Genomic DNA, 17,729 nt, shown 5'->3' with positions numbered 1-17,729 from the left:
ATAAACAAAATCGAATATTAGCGGGCCAACAAGAGCCCTGTTTCGAACCGTGTTGTTGATTTGGGAGGTCAATATGTACCGGGTTTCCGCTTTTGTCTTAGCGCTGGTGCTGTCGCCAGCTTCCGCTGTCTCTGACGCTGTTCCAAGCGAAGAGGCCGCTGAAGGCTTGTTCCTGAAACAACCCTACTCCCCTTATGCACAACGTAGTTTCCCAGAGCGGCCGTTATGGGGTGATACCCATCTTCACACAGGGCTTTCTCTGGACGCGGGCGCTTTTGGAAACACGCTGCTGCCAGACGATGCTTGGCGCTTTGCCAAGGGTGAACAGGTCATCTCCTCGACAGGCCAACCCGTCAGACTGGGGCGACCATTGGACTGGATGGTCTTGACGGATCACACTGATCTGATGGGGTTCGCTCCGGATCTGCAAGCAGGCAAGCCGGGCGTTATTTCCGACCCAAAAGGTCTTGAGTGGTACGAAGGGTATAAAGCTGGCGGTGAAGAGGCCGGGAAAACCGCCTTTGATATCATTACAAATTTCTCTCAAATGACCTTGCCGGAAATCCTGCTTGAGTCCTACAGCCCTGGTGCGGACGCCTTTGCGTTTACCTGGGAACACATTGTTCTCGCAGCCGAACGGCACAACGACCCCGGGAATTTTACAGCTTTTATTGGGTTCGAATGGACCTCTGTCCCGAAAGGATTCAACCTTCACCGGAACGTAATGTTGCGGGACGGGCCGATCAGAGCGCTCCAGATGGTTCCCCCAGTCACGCAACCGCCTTACGGCGACACAGACCCAAAATCGCTGTATGCCTGGCTGGAAGAATATCAGGAAAAGACCGGGGGGCGTGCTGTTGCCTTTGCCCATAACGGAAACTTGTCAAATGGATGGCTGTTTCCGACCGAAGACACATACCACGGCGGTAAGGTAGACGAAGAATACGTAGCTGCGCGCGCTAAATGGGAACCGCACTATGAAGTTACGCAGATAAAGGGCGACGGAGAAGCGCACCCATTCCTGAGCCCGGATGATGAATTTGCAGACTATGAAAACTGGGACGTCGGCAATCTCGATATCACCGAACTTAAGACAGAAGATATGCTGGCCGGAGAATACGCTCGAGAAGCGCTGAAGCGCGGTTTGATGTTGGAAGAGAAATTCGGCGTTAATCCCTACAAGTTCGGCATGGGTGGCGCTACGGACAGCCATACATCGTTAGCGACGGCTGAAGAGGACAACTTCTTTGGCAAGTCGGTCAGCGTTGAGCCATCGGCTTCTCGTATCAATCACCCATTCATCGCCAACGATCTAGGTGAAATACCCGGTGATCTTCTGGTTGCGTCAGGTTATACAGCTGTTTGGGCGACCGAGAACACTCGCGCGGCGATCTTCGACGCATTCAAGCGGCGCGAAACCTACGCCACAACCGGACCTCGGATCGGGTTAAGATTCTTTGGCGGATGGGACTTTAGCGATGCTGACGTAGAGACCCGGTTCCTTGCAGATGTTGGCTATACCAAAGGTGTTCCCATGGGGTCGGATTTGCGCCCCCGCGAAGGTGATGGGGCACCGTCCTTCCTGATAGCTGCCCTGCGCGACCCGGTTGGTGCAAATCTTGACCGCGTTCAGGTTGTAAAGGGATGGCTCGACTCGGACGGTAGCTTGCAAGAAAAAGTTTACGATGTCGCGTGGTCAGATGACCGCGTGGCTGACGAAAATGGTAAGCTTCCAGCTGTAGGAAACACCGTAGACTTGGAGACAGCAAGTTGGACCAACACAATCGGTACCGCCGAGTTGGTGAAGGTTTGGTCCGACCCGGATTTCGACCCCAATGCAAGGGCGTTTTATTACGTTCGGGCAATCGAAATCCCAACTCCTCGTTGGATTCTCTATGACAAGCTGAGGTTCGGTGCAGAGTTGCCCCAAGATGCAGTTTTAACTCACCAGGAGCGTGCGTATTCCTCACCGATTTGGTACACCCCGGCGGAGTAGCATGATTTAGACATGGATTTAGACAGCGAGACGGTTAACGCCCCTTGGCGTATTCACCTTAGGCATGAAGCTTGCGTGGCGTGGGATCCTTTGCAAAAACAATTGAAATGAGAGCTCAAGCTCGGGTCTTGCAGGAGCTCCAATGGGAATATTGAAAGAACCTCTGTTCCATTTCTTTTTGATTGGGGCGGCTATTTTCATTTGGTTCCATATTGTTGCGCCGACGACCGAGACGGTCGAGAATTTGGAAGTCATAACGATAGACGAGGACGACGTCGCTCGTTTGGCAGATCAGTTTGAAGCCAGGTGGAACCGTCGACCAAGCGATGCCGAACTAATAGCCTTGGTCGACGCGTCAATTCGTGAAGAGGTTCTGGTCAGAGAAGCAAGAAAACTTGGCCTGGATCGCGGAGATACCGTGATCAGGTCTCGGTTAAGCCAGAAGATGGACTTTCTGACAGAAGCAATAGCCGCGTCAGTGGTTCCGGAGGACGAAGAGCTAGAGGCGTTTCTCAATCAAAACCCCGCACGGTACGCAACGCCTGACAGGGTGGCGTTTAGTCAGATATTTTTGGGTGAAGCACCAAGCGAGGTACAGATTGCGGTAGCCCTGTCGGCACTGAGAGGAGGGCAAGAGCCTCTCGTTTCTGGCGCTTCAACACTGTTACCTGCTTCAATGCCGTTAACCGCGACCAGAGTAATTGACTCGGTCTTTGGCACTGGCTTTTCAAAAAGACTCATAGAGGTTGAAATAGGTCCTTGGGAAGGACCGGTCCAGTCGGGCTACGGTGTGCATCTTGTTAAAGTGCACGCATTTGAACCTAGCCGTACACCGCCCTTGTCCGAAATTCACAGTGATGTTTTGCGCGACTGGCGTCGCGCCGCGAGCGAAGATCTGGCCCAGGCGCAATACGATAGCTTGGTTCAAAATTACGAGATCGTAGGCCCCGATCTCTCAGGTTCAGCCGAATGAGATGGCTGATCTGCCTTTTGGTTTTTGTGCTTTGCGCGTGGCCCGCAGCCAAGGCCAATGCCCACGCACTTGATCCTGGATATCTGGAGGTACGTCAAATCTCCTCTGATACCTGGAGCGTCCACTGGCGAAAGCCTGATGTGAATGGCCAGCCAATGGCGATTGACGCTGTGTTGCCGGAAGGATGTACGCCCATGCGCGGCCCCTCTCCAATCTACGACGGTCGAGCATGGGTTTCATCTTGGGTCGTTGAGTGCCACACGGATATCGCAGGGCGGCCGATCGCGATCGACGGGCTAGAGGCTCAAAAGAATGACGTATTGGTCCGTCTACACCCTCTCGAGACTGAGCCGACCACGCTGCGTTTAACGCCTGAGACAGCCGACCAAACCATACCTTCTGAGCAGACGACATGGTCAGTTTTTACCGCTTATGCCCTATTGGGTTTTGAGCACATACTGGAAGGCTGGGATCACCTTCTGTTCGTTTTTGCGCTGTTCATTCTGGTCCGCGAGCCCTGGAGATTGGTCGGTGCTGTGACGGCCTTCACACTCGCGCACTCCATCACTCTGGCGCTGGCAACTTTTGGTATCTTGAGTGTTCCCGGCCCGCCGGTCGAGGCCGTCATCGCATTGTCCATCGTTTTTCTGGCCATGGAGATTGTAAAGGGTGAAGAAGGTCGGAACCGGCTATCAAATCAAAAGCCTTGGATCGTTTGTTTTGGATTTGGGCTATTGCATGGCCTTGGCTTCGCAGGAGCCTTGGCTGACATTGGCCTGCCCGCGAACGATATTCCAGCTGCTTTGCTTGCATTTAACCTTGGCGTTGAAGCCGGACAATTGAGTTTTATTGGTGCATTGGCTCTGTTCCCTGCAATCTGGCGGCTGATGGCACGCCCGATCGGCCAACGTGCAACAGTGATTGCCGCATATGGCATCGGTTCAGTGTCGATGTACTGGCTAATTGAACGCATAAGCGGCTTTTGATTGATTGGCAGAGGCGCTCATTTTTGTTTGCCGATTGGGTGACCGGCATTCTCAGCGCCGTCCAATTACTGCTGACTTGTGCTGAATCGCAATGATCAAAGTGCGGCGCTTGCAAGCGGATGCTGCATCAGCAATAGCCGCGTGAGCAAAAGGCGGGTTTTGTCCGCATAGTGTGAATTTGATTGGCCACTACTTTTGCACGTGCAGCGAATGGCTGGTTCGGCGGGCCGCACCGCATCATAACTATCTATCGGCCAAAGGCAGGTATGGGCCGTCCTTGCCAAAGTTCACCTGCAGGTGGGATGGTGAAACAACGCCCCCTCCGATTTCAACTATCAGGCGCCTGAGAAGACGGACCGGCTGCCACGAATTTTACGACTTCAGCACCAGGGTTGCTCATAAGACAGTGCAATCTCTATCTTGGCCGGTGTCGGTGACATGAGCCAAGCCACTATGGCAGTTATTCTTTCAAACCGAGAACAACTGTCGCCCACCTGAGCGCTTCGGCCTTGAACACATCATCACTGCATTCTGCCAAGGCCGAGGCTTTTTGGTAGGGGTCAGTCCGGGCGTAGAACATGGCGCTCAGTTGATCAATCACAAACGCGGCTGCGAATTCAGGATCAGGGTGTGTGATTTCTTCTCTCCGTGAAAGGAGGAGTTGTAAGAGACGCAAATTTCCTTCGCTTTTGATCTCGGCCATATGTGCTTTAAGATCAGGATCGTCCGCCATCACCAGGGCGGTGGCACGTTTTGACATGCCGCCTGCTTTAGTTTGATGCAGCCGAAAAGTGATAAACGCCTCAATCATCTCGCGTACGCTTGCGTCTTCCCAGCGGGCCGGGTCCGCAGCCTGTTTGTTCATGTCGGCAATTTGCGATGTCATCCGATGAAAAACGGCGTTGCGAAGTGCCGTCTTGTCTTTAAAATGGTGATAGACGGCCCCAACAGAAGCGCCGGCGCGTTTCGCAATCTCGGTAACCGAAGCGCCGTCCACTCCCTTTTCAACGATCAGTTCTTCAGCCGCATCCAAGAGTGCCGCCTGAGTCTTCTCGCTTCGGGTCTGTTTGCTGTCGCGGCGCCAGTGCAGTTCGGATATCCACCGGTCTTTGGTCACTTAAGTCTCCCGAACCAGAATTCATATTCGGTTTGTTGACACAGTCAGCCCTTCATGTCAAAACATAATCAGAATTTTGATTCTGATATCTGATCAAGAGGTACTCGATGAAACCCTCGCCGAAGCAAACGCTGCCCGCCACTGCGACCGAAGCTGCCGCGGGCCTAGACCTTGCTGGCAAGGTCTTTGTAGTTACGGGCGGGTATTCGGGTCTTGGGGCAGCCACCAGCAAGGCGCTGGCCGCCACGGGAGCAACCGTCGTTGTGGCCGGTCGGAACAAGGAGAGCCAAACAAGTATTGCAGTTGAAGTTGAGGAGGCGTGGCCGAGCGCTTTGGTGGATGCAGAAGAGGTCGTCGATCTTGCTGATCTGGCATCGGTTGCGACTTTCGCCCGCAGCCTTCGCTCACGCTACAATCGGATCGACTGCCTCATCAACAATGCCGGCATCATGAACACGCCGCCGGGCAGAACCGGGGACGGCTTTGAAATCCAGTTCGGCACCAACGTCATCGGACATCATCTGCTCGCCCGTTTGCTGGTGGATCGGACCGAACGGCAGGTTTGGTTGTCGTCCAGTGGGCATTCTTTGATTGGCGATCCACCCGGCAACCATGACCCTGCAAGAGCACCGCGTATCGATATTGATGCAGTCAAGGTCGTGGATCCCGACACCTACAACAGCTGGCGCCGCTATCAACAGTCGAAACTGGGTGCTATCCTGTTGGCCAAACAGTTCGCCATCGAGCATCCGCACGTAAAGACCTGTGCTGTCCATCCCGGCGTTGTACGCACCAATCTGTCGCGGCACATGTCGAAATGGTTGATGGTCAGGTACTTGGGGGCAATGCTGACCGGACGTGGACAGCGCATTGTAACGCCTGATGAAGGCGCGCGTACCCAAACGCTCTGCGCAGTCATACCGGGCACCGACCTGGAAAACGGCGCCTACTACGCCGACTGCCAAGTGACCCAACCCGCGAAGGCCGCTGAAAACATGGAAGATGCCAAGCGGCTGTACGACTTGTGCGATGAGGTCACGCAACCCTTTCAAACCCAAGCCACACCGGCTCGAAAAACTGGAGGACCGTCAAAGTGACGACAACACTGACCGTAAACGGCGTTCGACACACCCTGGACGTCGACCCCGCAAAACCACTTCTCTGGGTAATCCGCGAACAATTGGAACTGACGGGCACCAAGTTTGGCTGTGGTATCGCGCAATGCGGGGCCTGCACGGTCATGATCGACGGGGTTGCCACGCGGTCCTGCGTCACCCCCGTGGACGTGGCTGAGGGTGCAGAGATCCTCACCATCGAGGGGCTGGCGCCGACCGAAGATACTCTGCACCCGCTGCAAGAGGCGTGGATCGAGCATCAGGTGCCGCAATGCGGCTACTGCCAGTCCGGTCAACTGATGTCCGCCGCGGCCCTTCTTCAGGACAATCCAAATCCCACCGATGCCGACATCAATGACGCGATGGAGGGCAACATCTGCCGGTGCGGCATGTATGGGCGCATCCGCGCAGCCATCAAATCCGCCGCTACTCAGGAGGGATAAGACAATGAAAAAGTGGACCCGACGTGCTTTCATTTCCGCAGGTGTCGTTGCGGGCGGGGGTATTCTGGTTGGTTTCGCTGTGCGGCCGGGAAACCTCGCAGATGACCTACAGGATATTGTGGCAGGCGATGGCGAAACATTGGTGCATACCTTCGTCAAGATCGACAAGGACAACGTCGTCACCGCCATTGTTCCGCATGGCGAAATGGGCCAGGGCGCGCATACCGCATTGGCACAAATGCTGGCCGAAGAACTAGATGCCAACTGGGAGCGCGTTCACTTTGAAGAAGCGCCTGCTTTGGCGGAATACAGCACATATACACTGGGCCGCGGCCTTATTCTGAGTGGGATCGACCTGCCGGCTTTTGTGGTGCCAAGCTTTGACGGCGTTATGATGCGCGTGGCGAATTCCATGAACATGCAGATCACCGGCGGCAGCCTGAGTATTCGGGCCACCGGTCAATTTGGCATGCGCGTGGCCGGTGCGGCGACGAAAGAGATGCTTAAGCGCGCCGCGGCTGATGCATGGGGTGTTCCGGTTTCGGAGATTGAGACCGAAAACAGTATGCTCCACCACCGCGCAAGTGCGCGGAGCGAGCCCTATTCGAAATTCGCAGCAGCCGCGGCAGAGATGACGCCGTCCTATACGCCAGAGCTAAAGGACCCCAAGGATTTCAAGATCATCGGCCGCTCGGTTCCGCGTCGCGACATCCCCTCCAAGATCGACGGCACCGCCAAATTCGCGCTGGATGTCCGCTTGCCCGATATGGTCTACGCGACAACTCAGAGGTCGCCCGTCTTTGGCGGACGTATCGCCCAGATTGACGACAAAGCAGCGCGTGCCATGGACGGCGTTATAGATGTCATCAGACTGCCGCCAAGCGAAAATGACGCAAGGATTGGCGGGTATCCCGAAACAGGCGAATCCGTCGCGGTGGTCGCCGACAGTTACTGGACCGCGAAACAAGCGCTCGGCGTTCTGGACATTGATTGGGACAACCGAGGAAACGACGACGTCAACATGGAGAGCATTTATGCCCAGCAAGACAGGGCAATCTCGAACGGTGATGGTCGAGAGAGCGATCGTGAAACCGGTGATATCGATGCCACTCTTGCAGAAGCGGAACAGGTGATAGGCGCGGATTACCGCGTTCCCTTCCTGGCGCACACCTGCATGGAGCCGATGAACGCTACTGCGCATGTCAGGGACGGTCAATGCGATATCTGGATTGGTTGCCAGAACCCGCTTGGATTCCGGCGCGCGGTGGCAGAGGCGCTCGATTTAGACGAAGAAAATGTCACGCTGCACAACCAGTTCATGGGTGGCGGTTTTGGGCGAAAGTCGCGGGCCGATTGGGCATTGCAGACCGTTCGTGTCGCGCAAGCGGTTGGCAAGCCTGTCCAGTTGATCTGGTCACGCGAAGAAGACGTCCGCCAGGATTTCTACAGACCGGCAGCCACCAGCAGGTTCCGCGCGGCACTTGGGAATGACGGCTCTTTGCTGGGGTGGCAGAACACGTACGTCGAAAAGCTAGAACCCCCTGAAGCGGCCTTGATCCCGTATAGTGTACCCGCCCAAAACATCGGCTACCTTCGCAGCCCTAGCCATGTACCGACCGGTGCCTGGCGGAGCGTCGATGAATCGCAACACGGGTTCTTCATAGAAAGCTTCATTGACGAATGCGCCGCCGCCGCGGGGGCCGATCCGTTTGCCTATCGCGCCGCGCTTCTGGCCGATAACCCGCGTCACCTTGCAGTGCTCAAGAAGGCAGCGCGGGAGGTCGGGTGGGGTAGCCCGATGGGGGCGGGCCGCGCGCGAGGGATCGCCTTGAAAGAGTCTTTCGGTTCCATCGTGGCGCAAGTCGTCGAGGTATCTGCCTTGGATGGCGAAGTTTCGGTAGACCGCTTCGTCGCCGCCATTGACCCTGGCCTTGCGGTTACACCCGACGGCGTTACGGCGCAGATCGAGTCCGGCATCATCTATGGTCTGACCGCTGCGATGTATGGCGAAATCACGATTGTCAACGGTGCAACCGAACAGAGCAACTTCCACGACTACGAGGCGCTGCGCATATCCGCTGCGCCGTTGATCGAAACGCACATTATCAACAGCGGCCACCAGATCGGCGGCGCGGGCGAACCCGGCACACCCCCCGTAGCTGCCGCATTAGCCAATGCGATCTTTGCAGCGACCGGGCAACGCATCCGCGAGCTTCCGCTTGGTAAACACGTTTCGTTCTCCAGCAAGGCTCGTTTGTCGTAAATACATGATTGACGGTCTGAATAGGGTTATGGTTGGTCCACTCATTGCATTCAAGGATCTTGAACTAAGCTTTTCCAACGGCCTCTGTTCATAGGCGGGTCAGTTCAATAAGCGCCGGCTCGTTTGTCGCGTTCAGAGATATCAATGACCTACCAAAGACTAGTCATCGAAAACACGTAGCTGTGCATCGCCGAAGGATTTTGCATTGGCACTAATGACATCGGACGTACTGCGGCATGGAAGGTCGCAGCCCTCTCTCACATCAACGACACAAGCCGCGCTCGACGCGCATGTGCAGCGCGGCAAACACCTCGCCGTGCGCGCAAGGTTCATCGCAATCGGAGTCATGCTCGTTCTGATGCCAGTTCTCTACCCCCGTCCCGAGGTCGTTTACTGGATGGCATTTGGTGTCGCATTCGCCCTGATCGGCCTGGCGCAACTGAAGTTTATTGGCCCAGATCGGAAACTGCGGGAACTATCATTGATGGCCGCCGAACTGGTGCTGCTGACGTGGCTGATTGTCGTTCCCAACCCGCTGATAAATCCGGATATCCCGGTCGAGCTGCAGTATCGGTTCGGTGGTCACACGACTTTGTTCATCTTTCTGGCTTTGGGCACGCTCGCCTATTCCTGGCGGTCCTTGCGCGCCTATGCGGGTCTGGCGGCGATGATTTGGGCGGGCGGCGCCTTTCTCGTCTGGCTTCTGTCTGCAGACCATCCCAGTGCGGCGCTCGTCCAGTATGCTCTTGTCGATTATCCCTACGTTCTAAGCGCCATTGATCCGGGCTCATTGCGGCCGGATATGCGGTTGCAGGAAATTGTCGTCTTTTCCCTTGTTACATTCATCCTGTCAATCACGGTCAGGCGGTATAGTGATCTATTGCTCACGCACACATCTGTGGAACGTGAACGCATCAATCTGTCGCGCTATTTCTCGCCGAGCATCGTCGAAGAGCTGTCTAAGAACGACGAACCTTTCAAGGAAAGCAGGCAACAGAATGTTGCGGTACTCTTTGTCGACATCGTTGGTTTCACGACCTATGCCAACAGAAAAGACCCTGCTGAAACCCTAGATCTTTTACGCGCTTTCCACAGGCATATGGCGACTGAGATATTTAACTACCGCGGAACGTTGGACAAGCTGCTTGGAGACGGTTTGATGGCGACATTCGGAACGCCGACCACATCACCAAAAGACGCGACAAATGCTCTGGCCTGCGCCTGTGCCATGGTCGAGTCAATCCGGAAGTGGAACCACGCTCGGATTGCGCGGGGCGATGAGGAAATCAAAATCGGAATTGGTGTTCACTACGGTATTTGTATGCTCGGTGACATTGGAACAGCCGAACAACTCGAATTTGCAGTTGTTGGCGAAACCGTCAACATCGCCAGTCGCGTCGAGGCCAAGACCCGGGAATTAGAGGCACAGATTCTGTTTACGGATGCCGTTCGCCAGCAGGTCATTGCTGAGTCCGGAGTTGACCACGCATTGCTGCGCGACACCACAGCGTTTCCGAACCAGACAATCAGAGGTATTAGCGGCAGCATTGAACTGTTTTGTAAACACTAGGTCGGAAAAACCTGGACCCGCGGCAGACTATGAGTCAGAGCTAACTAATGTTTTGGCAGCGCCGCGAATGACCGCTAAGCGGGCTGCATCCGCAGCAACCAAACCAATCGATGGATGACGACTGTGGGCCGCGAGCTACGGCGCACTCTGAAGTAGTCGGCTAGCCGCATATTGGGCAATTCTGTCAGTCGGTCATAAGTCGAAATTTGAGGAAGGTCGCGCCATCATAATCGACTTCGCCGACCTGCCGCGCACCAAGTCTTTCGAGTGCCCGCAAATGCGTTCGAGAGGGTGGCAAGAGGAAGGTCACATACGGGATGCGTTCATCGGAAATCGCAAAATCGATCGCCTTCCGCGAGATGCGCGGTCCGAGGCCAAACGTGTCAGGCCGCAAGACCAGTCCAAAGTCCCACTCGGCGCCTTCTTTTTGAAAGCCACCCCAGCCGACATATCGGTCATCGGACAAAAATGCCCAGTGTCCAAGTCCGTCACGTACCCAGCATTCTTCCTTCTTGGCGACAAACCGCGCCACGGTCGAGGCATCCCAGGCCATTCTCAAAAGCGGCATATGCTCCGCCACACGCGGGTCGGACATGTGAGCCAATATCTTGGCCGGGTCGACTTCCGACAATCGCACAAATTCTATTTCAGATTTCATTGTGGCGTCTTTCGATGTTTTCGTCGCTCTTCGTTCGCGGACCGCGTCTTCCAAGCCAGTTCTTTGCTTACAGTCACGCTGGGATATACGCATTCAATTTGTTGCCATCTAGATCCCGGAGATACCCCCCGTAGAAACCATGGCCTCCGCGTGGGCCGGGACGTCCCTCATCTGACCCGCCAAGTTTGAGGCACTTGGCGTGCATCGCATCTACACTCATTTTGTCAGTCATCTTCAGAGCGATCATCGTTCCATTTTCAACGCTTGGCGGTTCCTCATTGAATGGACAAGCAAGGCATAACGCAGGCTCGGCCCTTGAGTGGCCCCATGCGGCCATCTTGTCGTGTTTCCAAAGGCGCTTTGCGCTCACGCTTGAAAACAAGGCGTCGTAGAATTTCAGCGCTGCCTCGAAGTTGTTTGTTCCGAGGGTAACATATCCGATCATGCTTGTTCTCCATGTTGCGGTCGTTGTTATTTTCAACTCGACGCTCGGCTACCAAGACGCCTGTGGTGCTGAGCCAGACCGCCTTGCAAGCAAGGTCGAGGCCGGACCGTGGCTCGGAATTGCACGCACCTCAAAGTCTTCGAAGTTCTCAATTGCTTGCATCAATCGTGAGCGAGACAAGAAGCGTCCGGTTCCGCGATACAAAAGCGCCTGGCGCATCAAACGGTCGGCCAATCCACGAGCAGGCGCATCCGCGCAAAACGCGAGACAGAGTGCGCCGCCGGGTCGAACGACCCTGCAAAGTTCATTCAGAGCAAGAAAAGGATCGGGGACGGTTTCCAATGCCCAAACGCAAGTGACGAGATCAAATTCGCCGTCCTCGAACGGCAACGACTCCAATCGTCCATTTATCTTTGGGACAGGAATGTCAGCGCAGCGCCCAAGCATGGCTGCAGAGGGATCAAGTAAAGTCATCAGGGCTGGCGACATGCCCTCGCCGATCAATGCACGTGCCAGATTGCCGGTGCCGCAGCCAGCATCCAAAAACTTCGAACCTGGCGTGGCAAGCGCGCGCACCAAACCTTCCAAGGCGGCCTGCGCCTCGCCGCCTGCATGACGCAGCCAGCGGTGATGAAGTTTGTCATAATGCGGTGCAAGCCGGTCGTATCGATCGACACCATCGCGAATGGGCATCTGCGCAAACATTGGGTTGGTCCTAGTCTTGCACAACACAAAGGGTGATCGCCCGCGTACGCGACGGCGCATTGCTCATCGGGCCACATCCATGTCGTTCAAAGAACCTCAGCAATGGCCGCGGGCTCGATGACGAGGTGGTAGGCGTCTTCCATGTAAGTGGGGGGGCGAGCCGTCTCATTTCAGTGTCTTCTTTCTTCATTTCGGGAGTTTGCAGACATCAGGGCGGGATCAGATCACGACACCGGATGCGCGCGCAGCAATGGCGCGGCGGATTATGAGTTCCGCAACCGAGAGGTTGATCACCCAAGCCCCGACCATCAGGAGATCACGGGAAAGCCCCAACGGCTCGGTGTCAAAGACGGCCATCGCGACCAAAAAGAGCGCGGTCTGCGTCGAGGCTCCTTGGCCGATGGCATAGGCGCGGATCATTGCGGCGCGGTGTCCGGTGACATCTCGCGACCGGATCGCAACGATGGCCCAGCAGATGAGGGCGGCCATCGAAAGGCTGAGCGTGACTCTTGCCCCATAAAGTAGTGGTCCCTGTAGGGCTTCCGGAAATGCGTACGACACGGTCATCCAGAGCCCTGTGAGCGCGCTGACGCATCCTGCTGCCGCCACCACTCGCCCGAGAGTCCGGTGCAGGGCCGGGCGATAGGCCCTCAGATTTGGCAGAAACTGAACGGCCCCCAATAGGCAGAACACCGAACTACCGAGGATGTGCAGGGTGATCGGCAGGGGATCGATCACCGCACGCGGGTTTGGCGGTACGATCATCGGGCCACCAAGAAGCTCCGGAATCCGGATCAGCCCGATCACAGCCGGGATGAAGGAGTAGAAGAACACGAGGACAAGGAACGCCCATTCTCGACGGCTGATAAACTGCATGGTTCGTACTTTCGGGGAAACGTCTCGGTTTGCTTCAGGCGGGCTTGCGCGCCACGATGAATGGGTTCATGCGCTTTTTGCCGAAGTAGGTGATGTGCTCGATCTCAAAGCCCGCGCGCTTCATGTGCCGAACGAGAGCGGCCCGGCTCAGAACCTTAACCTGAGGGGCGATCTTCAGCGCCGTGAGTACACGGACCAAAAAGCGGATCGGCATTGACGCTTCCTTCAAGCACACCGTCTTTGAGACGAACAGTCCGCCCGGCTTGAGGTGATCATAGGCCCGGTCGATGACCTGCGGCACGTCCTCGACGAGATGCAGCAGGCTGAAAGCGAAGATGGCCTCGAAAGGATGACCCTCGCCCAGGTCGCCTGCTTCTGCCTGGCAAAACGCCACATTCGCCGGGGCATCGGCCTTGAGCTTGGCGTTTGCGATCTCGATCATGCCGCTTGACACGTCTGTTGCGGTGTAATGGGTGACACTGGGTGCGAGGTGGAGCGCCGTGCTGTCGGTGCCGCAGCCGATTTCCAGAACATGGTCGGTGGTGCGCAGAAGGGCGCGCAGCCGTGTCAGCTTAGCCTCGTATGCTGACGGATCAGCGACGGGCTTGGCGGCGTATTTCGGGGCGATCTTGTCCCAGAACGATTGTGCGGGCTGGGTGTCAACTGTGGTTCGCATGATGTGCCTTTCTTGTTGCTCAGGTGATATCGCCAAACAGCGACAGACATTCGATTGCCCAAATGCGTCCACCTGCTATACGCCCATGCATGGGCTGTAAGGCGGCGGAGGGGTGTTGGGTCGTATGAGCCCTGGCCGAGATCGCCCAGGGCTTCGGCTATCTTCGGACCGCGACGGCCAGTGCGCCGGCTGGGTTCGGTGAACGCTTTCGTTTCAAAACACCAAGCACCAATAGCACCAGGGCCAGCGCCGAAAGGGACGCGGCAAGCAGGAACGGCGCCCCGGAACGCCAAGTCTCAGCCGGGGCGCCGGAAAGCTGGACAGCGAAGAGCTGCGTCATGACCGGGTAAGAGACCATGGAAGCGAGTGCCATGAGGCTAGAGAACGTGCCCTGCAATTCGCCCCGATGTGCCTGGTCGACATGCATCGAACTCTCGCCGATGATGGCCGTGCCCGCGAGCGACCGGAAGGCGAATATCGGCAACAGGGCTAGGGCGAGCCAACCGGATTGCAGCCAGACCAGCGCGAGAAACCCAATCGTGCCAGCGAAGACCGCGAGCCTGGCGGCGTTGAGATTGCCAATCCGGCGCGTAACAGGACCCAGTACGACCGCCTGAGACAGGGCAAAACAAGCCCCCATCACCCCGAAGGACGTGCCGATCATCGTGCTGTCCCAGCCAAACCGAACGGCTCCGAAATAGGCCCAGACCGCCGGGAAGACGAAGCCGGCCAACGCGTCGAGGAAGAAAACGGCGAAAAGAAGTGTCGATGTTCCTGCTACGCGCCGCAGCAGAGGTGAGAGCGGATTGACAATTCGCCACGAGATCGGACGCCGATTATCCGGGGACAGTGACTCTTTCACGACGATCAACGTACCTACCAGTGCCACGAAGGACAGGGCCGAGGCAGCGAAGAACGGTGCTCGCGGACCCAATGCGCCCAGCAACCCACCGACGAACGGACCCGTTACAAAACCGATACCCGCGGCTGCCCCAACGATCCCGAAGACCTTGCTGCGGTCTTGCCCGGACGAGCGGTCGGCGAGATAGGCGTTCGCGACCGAGAAGGTGGCGGAACTGGCGCCTGAGAGCATTCGGCCGACGAAGATCATCCAGAGGTGCGGCGCCAGTGCCATCAGGAGGTAATCGGCGGCGGCGAGCGCGAGTGACCCGATTAGGACAGGACGGCGGCCGTACCGGTCGGAAAGTGCGCCAAGGATCGGGCTGAAGACGAACTGCATCGCGGCGAAGACCAAGGACAGATAGCCGCCCACGGCCGCCGCGTTCGCCATCGAGCCGTCCCCGAATCCCGACAGCAATTCGGGCATGACCGGTATGATGAGACCAAGACCCATCGCGTTCAGCATGGCGATCAGACAGATCACGAGGGTGGGTTGATCGACCTTCCTAAGCATCATCTTCTCCAGTTTTCGCTCGCTAGGCCCGCGCCGAAGCACATTGCGGTGCCATTGCACAACCGCATTCCATCGCTGGTCTGGTTTAGGGATCGACGTCGCGATGGTTCGTTTCGGGGAGAGATATCGCCATGCACGAATAAAGGATCGATTGCCGAAATTCGTGCAACTGCTATACGCCTACGCATGAACTGGCAGGCAATGTCCTTCGATTGGAACCAGGTGCGGGCGTTTCTGGCGACGGCCGAGGAAGGGTCGTATAGCGGCGCGGCGCGGGCGCTGAATTCAACCCAACCTACAATCGGGCGGCAAATTGCAGCGCTTGAGGTCTCGCTGGGGGTCACGCTCGTCGAACGCAGTGTGAAGGGTCAGACGCTCACACAGGCCGGCCACGACCTTTTGGACCATGTGCGCATGATGGGTGACGCGGCAACGCTGATCTCGATGACCGCCGACCGCCAGTCGCAGGAGGTGACGGGCGAAGTCAAGATCACGGCGACAGACCTTTTGTCTGCCATGCACTTGCCGGAATTGCTCAGGCCGTTGCGCGAGAGCGCGCCAGGCATCCGGGTGCGCATCGTAGCCTCGAACGATTTACAAAACCTGATGCAGCGTGAGGCCGATATCGCCATCCGGCACGCCCGCCCTGAACAGCCAGACCTGATCGCGCGCCATGTCGGGGACTTCCGCGCGAGCCTGTACGCGTCAAGCAAGTATCTCGACCAGGCGGGCCGGCCAAACACACCACGCGATGTAGCTGATCATCTATTCGTGGGAAATGCGGACCCAGTTCGTCTCATGGCTCCTTTGCACAATATGGGAATCCCGGTTCGCGCCGAGAGCTTCGTGATGTCGTCCGAGAATGGCATAGTGGCCTGGGAACTTATGAAGGCCGGCTATGGTGTTTCGATGCAACCTGAAATCTTGGGAGAGGCCGAGGCGGGTGTTGAGAAAGTTCTTGAGAACTTCCCGTCGCTGGAGTTTCCGATCTGGTTGGTGACTCACCGAGAACTGCAAACCAGCCCGCGGATCAGGATCGTGTTCGACCTGCTTGCCCGAGGATTGGGCGAGGCCCCCGGAATAAGCCGGTGATATCCCCCGAGAGGTGCAATCTGAGGTCCCAAACCCGGTGAGACGGGACCGAGAAGAATCCAGCCGGTCAAGTGTGAAAGCCGAATGGTAAAAAGGTCCTGCATTTAGCTCGCCCAGCCCGACCGCAGCGAACGCAATTTCCGGATCGTCGCGATATGCCAAGCTGAACGACCGCTCCGGCTAATCTGTTGAGTTGCGGGGAGCTGCGCGCTGCAGGTGCTCGGGTCCAATCCGGTTTTTGCGACACACGAGCAAGAGGCAGGCTTGTCCACGACCATACCATTTCCAAACCTGAAATGCTGAACTTGAGGGTCAATGTCTGCTTCGGTGAAGCCGCATCGCAGCGTGAGGTGACCCGGCGAATGTCTCTTGTGGTCCGGAAACCCGATCGTGGATTCCCGCTTGATCCCATCACCGGCAACAAGAAAGCTTCGCTACGCCTTTTCTGCCGGCATTCTATAATTACTGTAAGATGGCAGCGCTGATCATCGTCGTATTAGATTTTCCGCAAGTATGCCCAAGAGACATACCCCTTTAGTTTACGCGCACGCTCCAAAGAGACGCGGCACCAACGGGTGCCACCGGTCTGCTCGCAGCTGTGAACTCGTAGTGCGGTTCCATTTGGAAGACCAACGATCACATTGAACCCTGTTCCAGGCCCACTGCGCATTTTTAGCATGTCACCGTCTTCGACGCCAAAAACCTCATATGTTCCGAGTGACGCGGCCGCCGCCGGTTTAACGTCCACGACGACCCCCAGGAACAAAGCCATTAGGGGTAAAAAGATTGCATTGCGCATCGCGATGTCCTGCTTATTGCCTCAACGACAATCGTAGCAACTCGGATCACCAAGAGGAACAACTCCAAGACAGAAATGTAGGTGATACCAAAGCTTCAAACGCTATATTTCTTCTAGATGTTCGGGGATCCTGGCCCAGTTGGGTGCATCTTTCACAAAAACCTTGTTCGTTGGGCTGAAGTTGTTTGGTTCATCCAATGTCCCAGCTGCAATGCTCGTTAATCCGAAGGCTGTCACACCCCACAAGCCTGACCCGCAGGTACCGCAGAAATGCTTGATAACAGGTCGACCTTCCTTTGAGGTCTTTTCAAAGGTCCGTGGTTTGCCTTTCAGTAGCTGCAGATTTCCCGACTTTACCATATACCCGGCGTAGCCATCTGTACCGGTCATCGATAGGCAATCTCTGCAAAAACACATGAGTTGCATCACCGCTTCGCCGGTAACCTGGTATCGGACTTCACCGCAAAAGCACCCGCCTTCCAAGATCTCAGCCACGTTCCTTTCATCCTTCTATTTCGTTTTGCAAGTTATGAGAAAACCGTACCTACTCTGGGCAGTGGTCACAACGGTTCCAGCAGCGGAATGTGGAATGGTGCCAATA

The 17,729-nt window shown here is 56.4% G+C and carries 18 protein-coding genes; 8 read left to right on the top strand and 10 right to left on the bottom strand.

Annotation, left to right across the window (positions count from 1 at the left end; genetic code table 11):
- Positions 1 to 73 precede the first annotated feature (73 nt).
- The 3 genes from ACXAC3_RS19300 to ACXAC3_RS19290 all read left to right on the top strand — a co-directional run bounded on the left by ACXAC3_RS19300 (position 74) and on the right by ACXAC3_RS19290 (position 3,955).
- Positions 74 to 1,996, top strand: a complete 1,923-nt coding sequence (locus ACXAC3_RS19300) for a DUF3604 domain-containing protein (protein WP_475163861.1) — start codon at positions 74 to 76, stop codon at positions 1,994 to 1,996.
- Between the two features lie 142 nt (positions 1,997 to 2,138).
- Positions 2,139 to 2,969 carry a peptidylprolyl isomerase gene (locus ACXAC3_RS19295; RefSeq protein WP_475163859.1) on the top strand — a complete coding sequence of 277 codons (831 nt, stop codon included), beginning with the start codon at positions 2,139 to 2,141 and terminating at the stop codon, positions 2,967 to 2,969.
- Entirely contained in the window at positions 2,966 to 3,955 is a 990-nt protein-coding gene (locus tag ACXAC3_RS19290) for a HupE/UreJ family protein (protein ID WP_475163857.1), read from the top strand. The genes ACXAC3_RS19295 and ACXAC3_RS19290 overlap by 4 nt, the downstream gene beginning before the upstream one ends.
- A gap of 380 nt (positions 3,956 to 4,335) precedes the next feature.
- Here the strand turns inward: ACXAC3_RS19290 and ACXAC3_RS19285 are convergent, their stop codons facing one another.
- Positions 4,336 to 4,449, bottom strand: a complete 114-nt coding sequence (locus ACXAC3_RS19285; RefSeq protein WP_475163855.1) for a DUF4044 domain-containing protein — start codon at positions 4,447 to 4,449, stop codon at positions 4,336 to 4,338.
- A complete protein-coding gene (locus ACXAC3_RS19280) occupies positions 4,416 to 5,072 on the bottom strand; it encodes a TetR/AcrR family transcriptional regulator (RefSeq protein ID WP_475163854.1) in 657 nt (218 codons plus the stop codon). Before ACXAC3_RS19280 ends, ACXAC3_RS19285 begins: the two co-directional genes overlap by 34 nt.
- 107 nt (positions 5,073 to 5,179) lie before the next feature.
- Between ACXAC3_RS19280 and ACXAC3_RS19275 the strand changes: the two genes are divergently transcribed.
- The 4 genes from ACXAC3_RS19275 to ACXAC3_RS19260 all read left to right on the top strand — a co-directional run bounded on the left by ACXAC3_RS19275 (position 5,180) and on the right by ACXAC3_RS19260 (position 10,463).
- On the top strand, positions 5,180 to 6,169 hold the full coding sequence (locus tag ACXAC3_RS19275) for an SDR family NAD(P)-dependent oxidoreductase (protein ID WP_475163851.1): 990 nt from the start codon (positions 5,180 to 5,182) through the stop codon (positions 6,167 to 6,169).
- Positions 6,166 to 6,630, top strand: a complete 465-nt coding sequence (locus tag ACXAC3_RS19270) for a (2Fe-2S)-binding protein (RefSeq protein WP_475163849.1) — start codon at positions 6,166 to 6,168, stop codon at positions 6,628 to 6,630. The genes ACXAC3_RS19275 and ACXAC3_RS19270 overlap by 4 nt, the downstream gene beginning before the upstream one ends.
- Before the next feature lie 4 nt (positions 6,631 to 6,634).
- Positions 6,635 to 8,893: a xanthine dehydrogenase family protein molybdopterin-binding subunit gene (locus ACXAC3_RS19265; protein ID WP_475163847.1), complete on the top strand. Its 2,259-nt coding sequence runs from the start codon at positions 6,635 to 6,637 to the stop codon at positions 8,891 to 8,893.
- 214 nt (positions 8,894 to 9,107) lie between these two features.
- Positions 9,108 to 10,463 carry an adenylate/guanylate cyclase domain-containing protein gene (locus tag ACXAC3_RS19260; RefSeq protein ID WP_475163976.1) on the top strand — a complete coding sequence of 452 codons (1,356 nt, stop codon included), beginning with the start codon at positions 9,108 to 9,110 and terminating at the stop codon, positions 10,461 to 10,463.
- Positions 10,464 to 10,647: 184 nt separating this feature from the next.
- On the opposite strand, the gene ACXAC3_RS19255 is transcribed toward ACXAC3_RS19260, so the two are convergent.
- The 6 genes from ACXAC3_RS19255 to ACXAC3_RS19230 all read right to left on the bottom strand — a co-directional run bounded on the left by ACXAC3_RS19255 (position 10,648) and on the right by ACXAC3_RS19230 (position 15,237).
- Complete coding sequence (locus ACXAC3_RS19255) at positions 10,648 to 11,121, bottom strand: GNAT family N-acetyltransferase (protein ID WP_475163973.1); 474 nt, start codon at positions 11,119 to 11,121, stop codon at positions 10,648 to 10,650.
- A 73-nt stretch (positions 11,122 to 11,194) separates the two neighbouring features.
- On the bottom strand, positions 11,195 to 11,566 hold the full coding sequence (locus ACXAC3_RS19250; RefSeq protein WP_475163846.1) for a VOC family protein: 372 nt from the start codon (positions 11,564 to 11,566) through the stop codon (positions 11,195 to 11,197).
- A gap of 48 nt (positions 11,567 to 11,614) precedes the next feature.
- Positions 11,615 to 12,271 carry a methyltransferase domain-containing protein gene (locus tag ACXAC3_RS19245; protein ID WP_475163845.1) on the bottom strand — a complete coding sequence of 219 codons (657 nt, stop codon included), beginning with the start codon at positions 12,269 to 12,271 and terminating at the stop codon, positions 11,615 to 11,617.
- Positions 12,272 to 12,490: 219 nt separating this feature from the next.
- On the bottom strand, positions 12,491 to 13,147 hold the full coding sequence (locus ACXAC3_RS19240) for a DUF2306 domain-containing protein (protein ID WP_475163844.1): 657 nt from the start codon (positions 13,145 to 13,147) through the stop codon (positions 12,491 to 12,493).
- A gap of 34 nt (positions 13,148 to 13,181) precedes the next feature.
- Positions 13,182 to 13,823, bottom strand: a complete 642-nt coding sequence (locus ACXAC3_RS19235) for a class I SAM-dependent methyltransferase (RefSeq protein WP_475163842.1) — start codon at positions 13,821 to 13,823, stop codon at positions 13,182 to 13,184.
- A 157-nt stretch (positions 13,824 to 13,980) separates the two neighbouring features.
- Positions 13,981 to 15,237 (bottom strand): MFS transporter, encoded by a 1,257-nt coding sequence (locus ACXAC3_RS19230; protein WP_475163840.1) that lies wholly within the window; start codon positions 15,235 to 15,237, stop codon positions 13,981 to 13,983.
- Positions 15,238 to 15,423: 186 nt separating this feature from the next.
- Here ACXAC3_RS19230 and ACXAC3_RS19225 point away from each other — a divergent pair, with 186 nt between their 5' ends.
- On the top strand, positions 15,424 to 16,329 hold the full coding sequence (locus tag ACXAC3_RS19225) for a LysR family transcriptional regulator (protein ID WP_475163839.1): 906 nt from the start codon (positions 15,424 to 15,426) through the stop codon (positions 16,327 to 16,329).
- Between the two features lie 496 nt (positions 16,330 to 16,825).
- Here ACXAC3_RS19225 and ACXAC3_RS19220 read toward each other — a convergent pair whose 3' ends face one another.
- Together ACXAC3_RS19220 and ACXAC3_RS19215 are read right to left on the bottom strand one after the other, a co-directional pair.
- Positions 16,826 to 17,101 carry an SH3 domain-containing protein gene (locus tag ACXAC3_RS19220; protein ID WP_475163972.1) on the bottom strand — a complete coding sequence of 92 codons (276 nt, stop codon included), beginning with the start codon at positions 17,099 to 17,101 and terminating at the stop codon, positions 16,826 to 16,828.
- A 129-nt stretch (positions 17,102 to 17,230) separates the two neighbouring features.
- Positions 17,231 to 17,623, bottom strand: a complete 393-nt coding sequence (locus tag ACXAC3_RS19215) for a GFA family protein (protein WP_475163837.1) — start codon at positions 17,621 to 17,623, stop codon at positions 17,231 to 17,233.
- Positions 17,624 to 17,729 lie beyond the last annotated feature (106 nt).

This window comes from Ruegeria sp. ABV4_181 (assembly GCF_056158465.1).
The sequence above is the reverse complement of the archived record's forward strand: the minus strand, read 5'-3'. Positions and strand labels throughout refer to the sequence as shown.

What these genes read in the sequence shown, in the direction of transcription:
- ACXAC3_RS19300 (WP_475163861.1), top strand. Translation starts at nt 74, where the DNA reads ATGTACCGGGTTTCCGCTTTTGTCTTAGCGCTGGTGCTGTCGCCAGCT.
- ACXAC3_RS19235 (WP_475163842.1), bottom strand. Translation starts at nt 13,823, where the DNA reads ATGCGAACCACAGTTGACACCCAGCCCGCACAATCGTTCTGGGACAAG.
- ACXAC3_RS19295 (WP_475163859.1), top strand. Translation starts at nt 2,139, where the DNA reads ATGGGAATATTGAAAGAACCTCTGTTCCATTTCTTTTTGATTGGGGCG.
- ACXAC3_RS19275 (WP_475163851.1), top strand. Translation starts at nt 5,180, where the DNA reads ATGAAACCCTCGCCGAAGCAAACGCTGCCCGCCACTGCGACCGAAGCT.
- ACXAC3_RS19230 (WP_475163840.1), bottom strand. Translation starts at nt 15,237, where the DNA reads ATGCTTAGGAAGGTCGATCAACCCACCCTCGTGATCTGTCTGATCGCC.
- ACXAC3_RS19245 (WP_475163845.1), bottom strand. Translation starts at nt 12,271, where the DNA reads ATGTTTGCGCAGATGCCCATTCGCGATGGTGTCGATCGATACGACCGG.
- ACXAC3_RS19240 (WP_475163844.1), bottom strand. Translation starts at nt 13,147, where the DNA reads ATGCAGTTTATCAGCCGTCGAGAATGGGCGTTCCTTGTCCTCGTGTTC.
- ACXAC3_RS19290 (WP_475163857.1), top strand. Translation starts at nt 2,966, where the DNA reads ATGAGATGGCTGATCTGCCTTTTGGTTTTTGTGCTTTGCGCGTGGCCC.
- ACXAC3_RS19250 (WP_475163846.1), bottom strand. Translation starts at nt 11,566, where the DNA reads ATGATCGGATATGTTACCCTCGGAACAAACAACTTCGAGGCAGCGCTG.
- ACXAC3_RS19220 (WP_475163972.1), bottom strand. Translation starts at nt 17,101, where the DNA reads ATGGCTTTGTTCCTGGGGGTCGTCGTGGACGTTAAACCGGCGGCGGCC.
- ACXAC3_RS19225 (WP_475163839.1), top strand. Translation starts at nt 15,424, where the DNA reads ATGAACTGGCAGGCAATGTCCTTCGATTGGAACCAGGTGCGGGCGTTT.
- ACXAC3_RS19265 (WP_475163847.1), top strand. Translation starts at nt 6,635, where the DNA reads ATGAAAAAGTGGACCCGACGTGCTTTCATTTCCGCAGGTGTCGTTGCG.
- ACXAC3_RS19255 (WP_475163973.1), bottom strand. Translation starts at nt 11,121, where the DNA reads ATGAAATCTGAAATAGAATTTGTGCGATTGTCGGAAGTCGACCCGGCC.
- ACXAC3_RS19260 (WP_475163976.1), top strand. Translation starts at nt 9,108, where the DNA reads ATGACATCGGACGTACTGCGGCATGGAAGGTCGCAGCCCTCTCTCACA.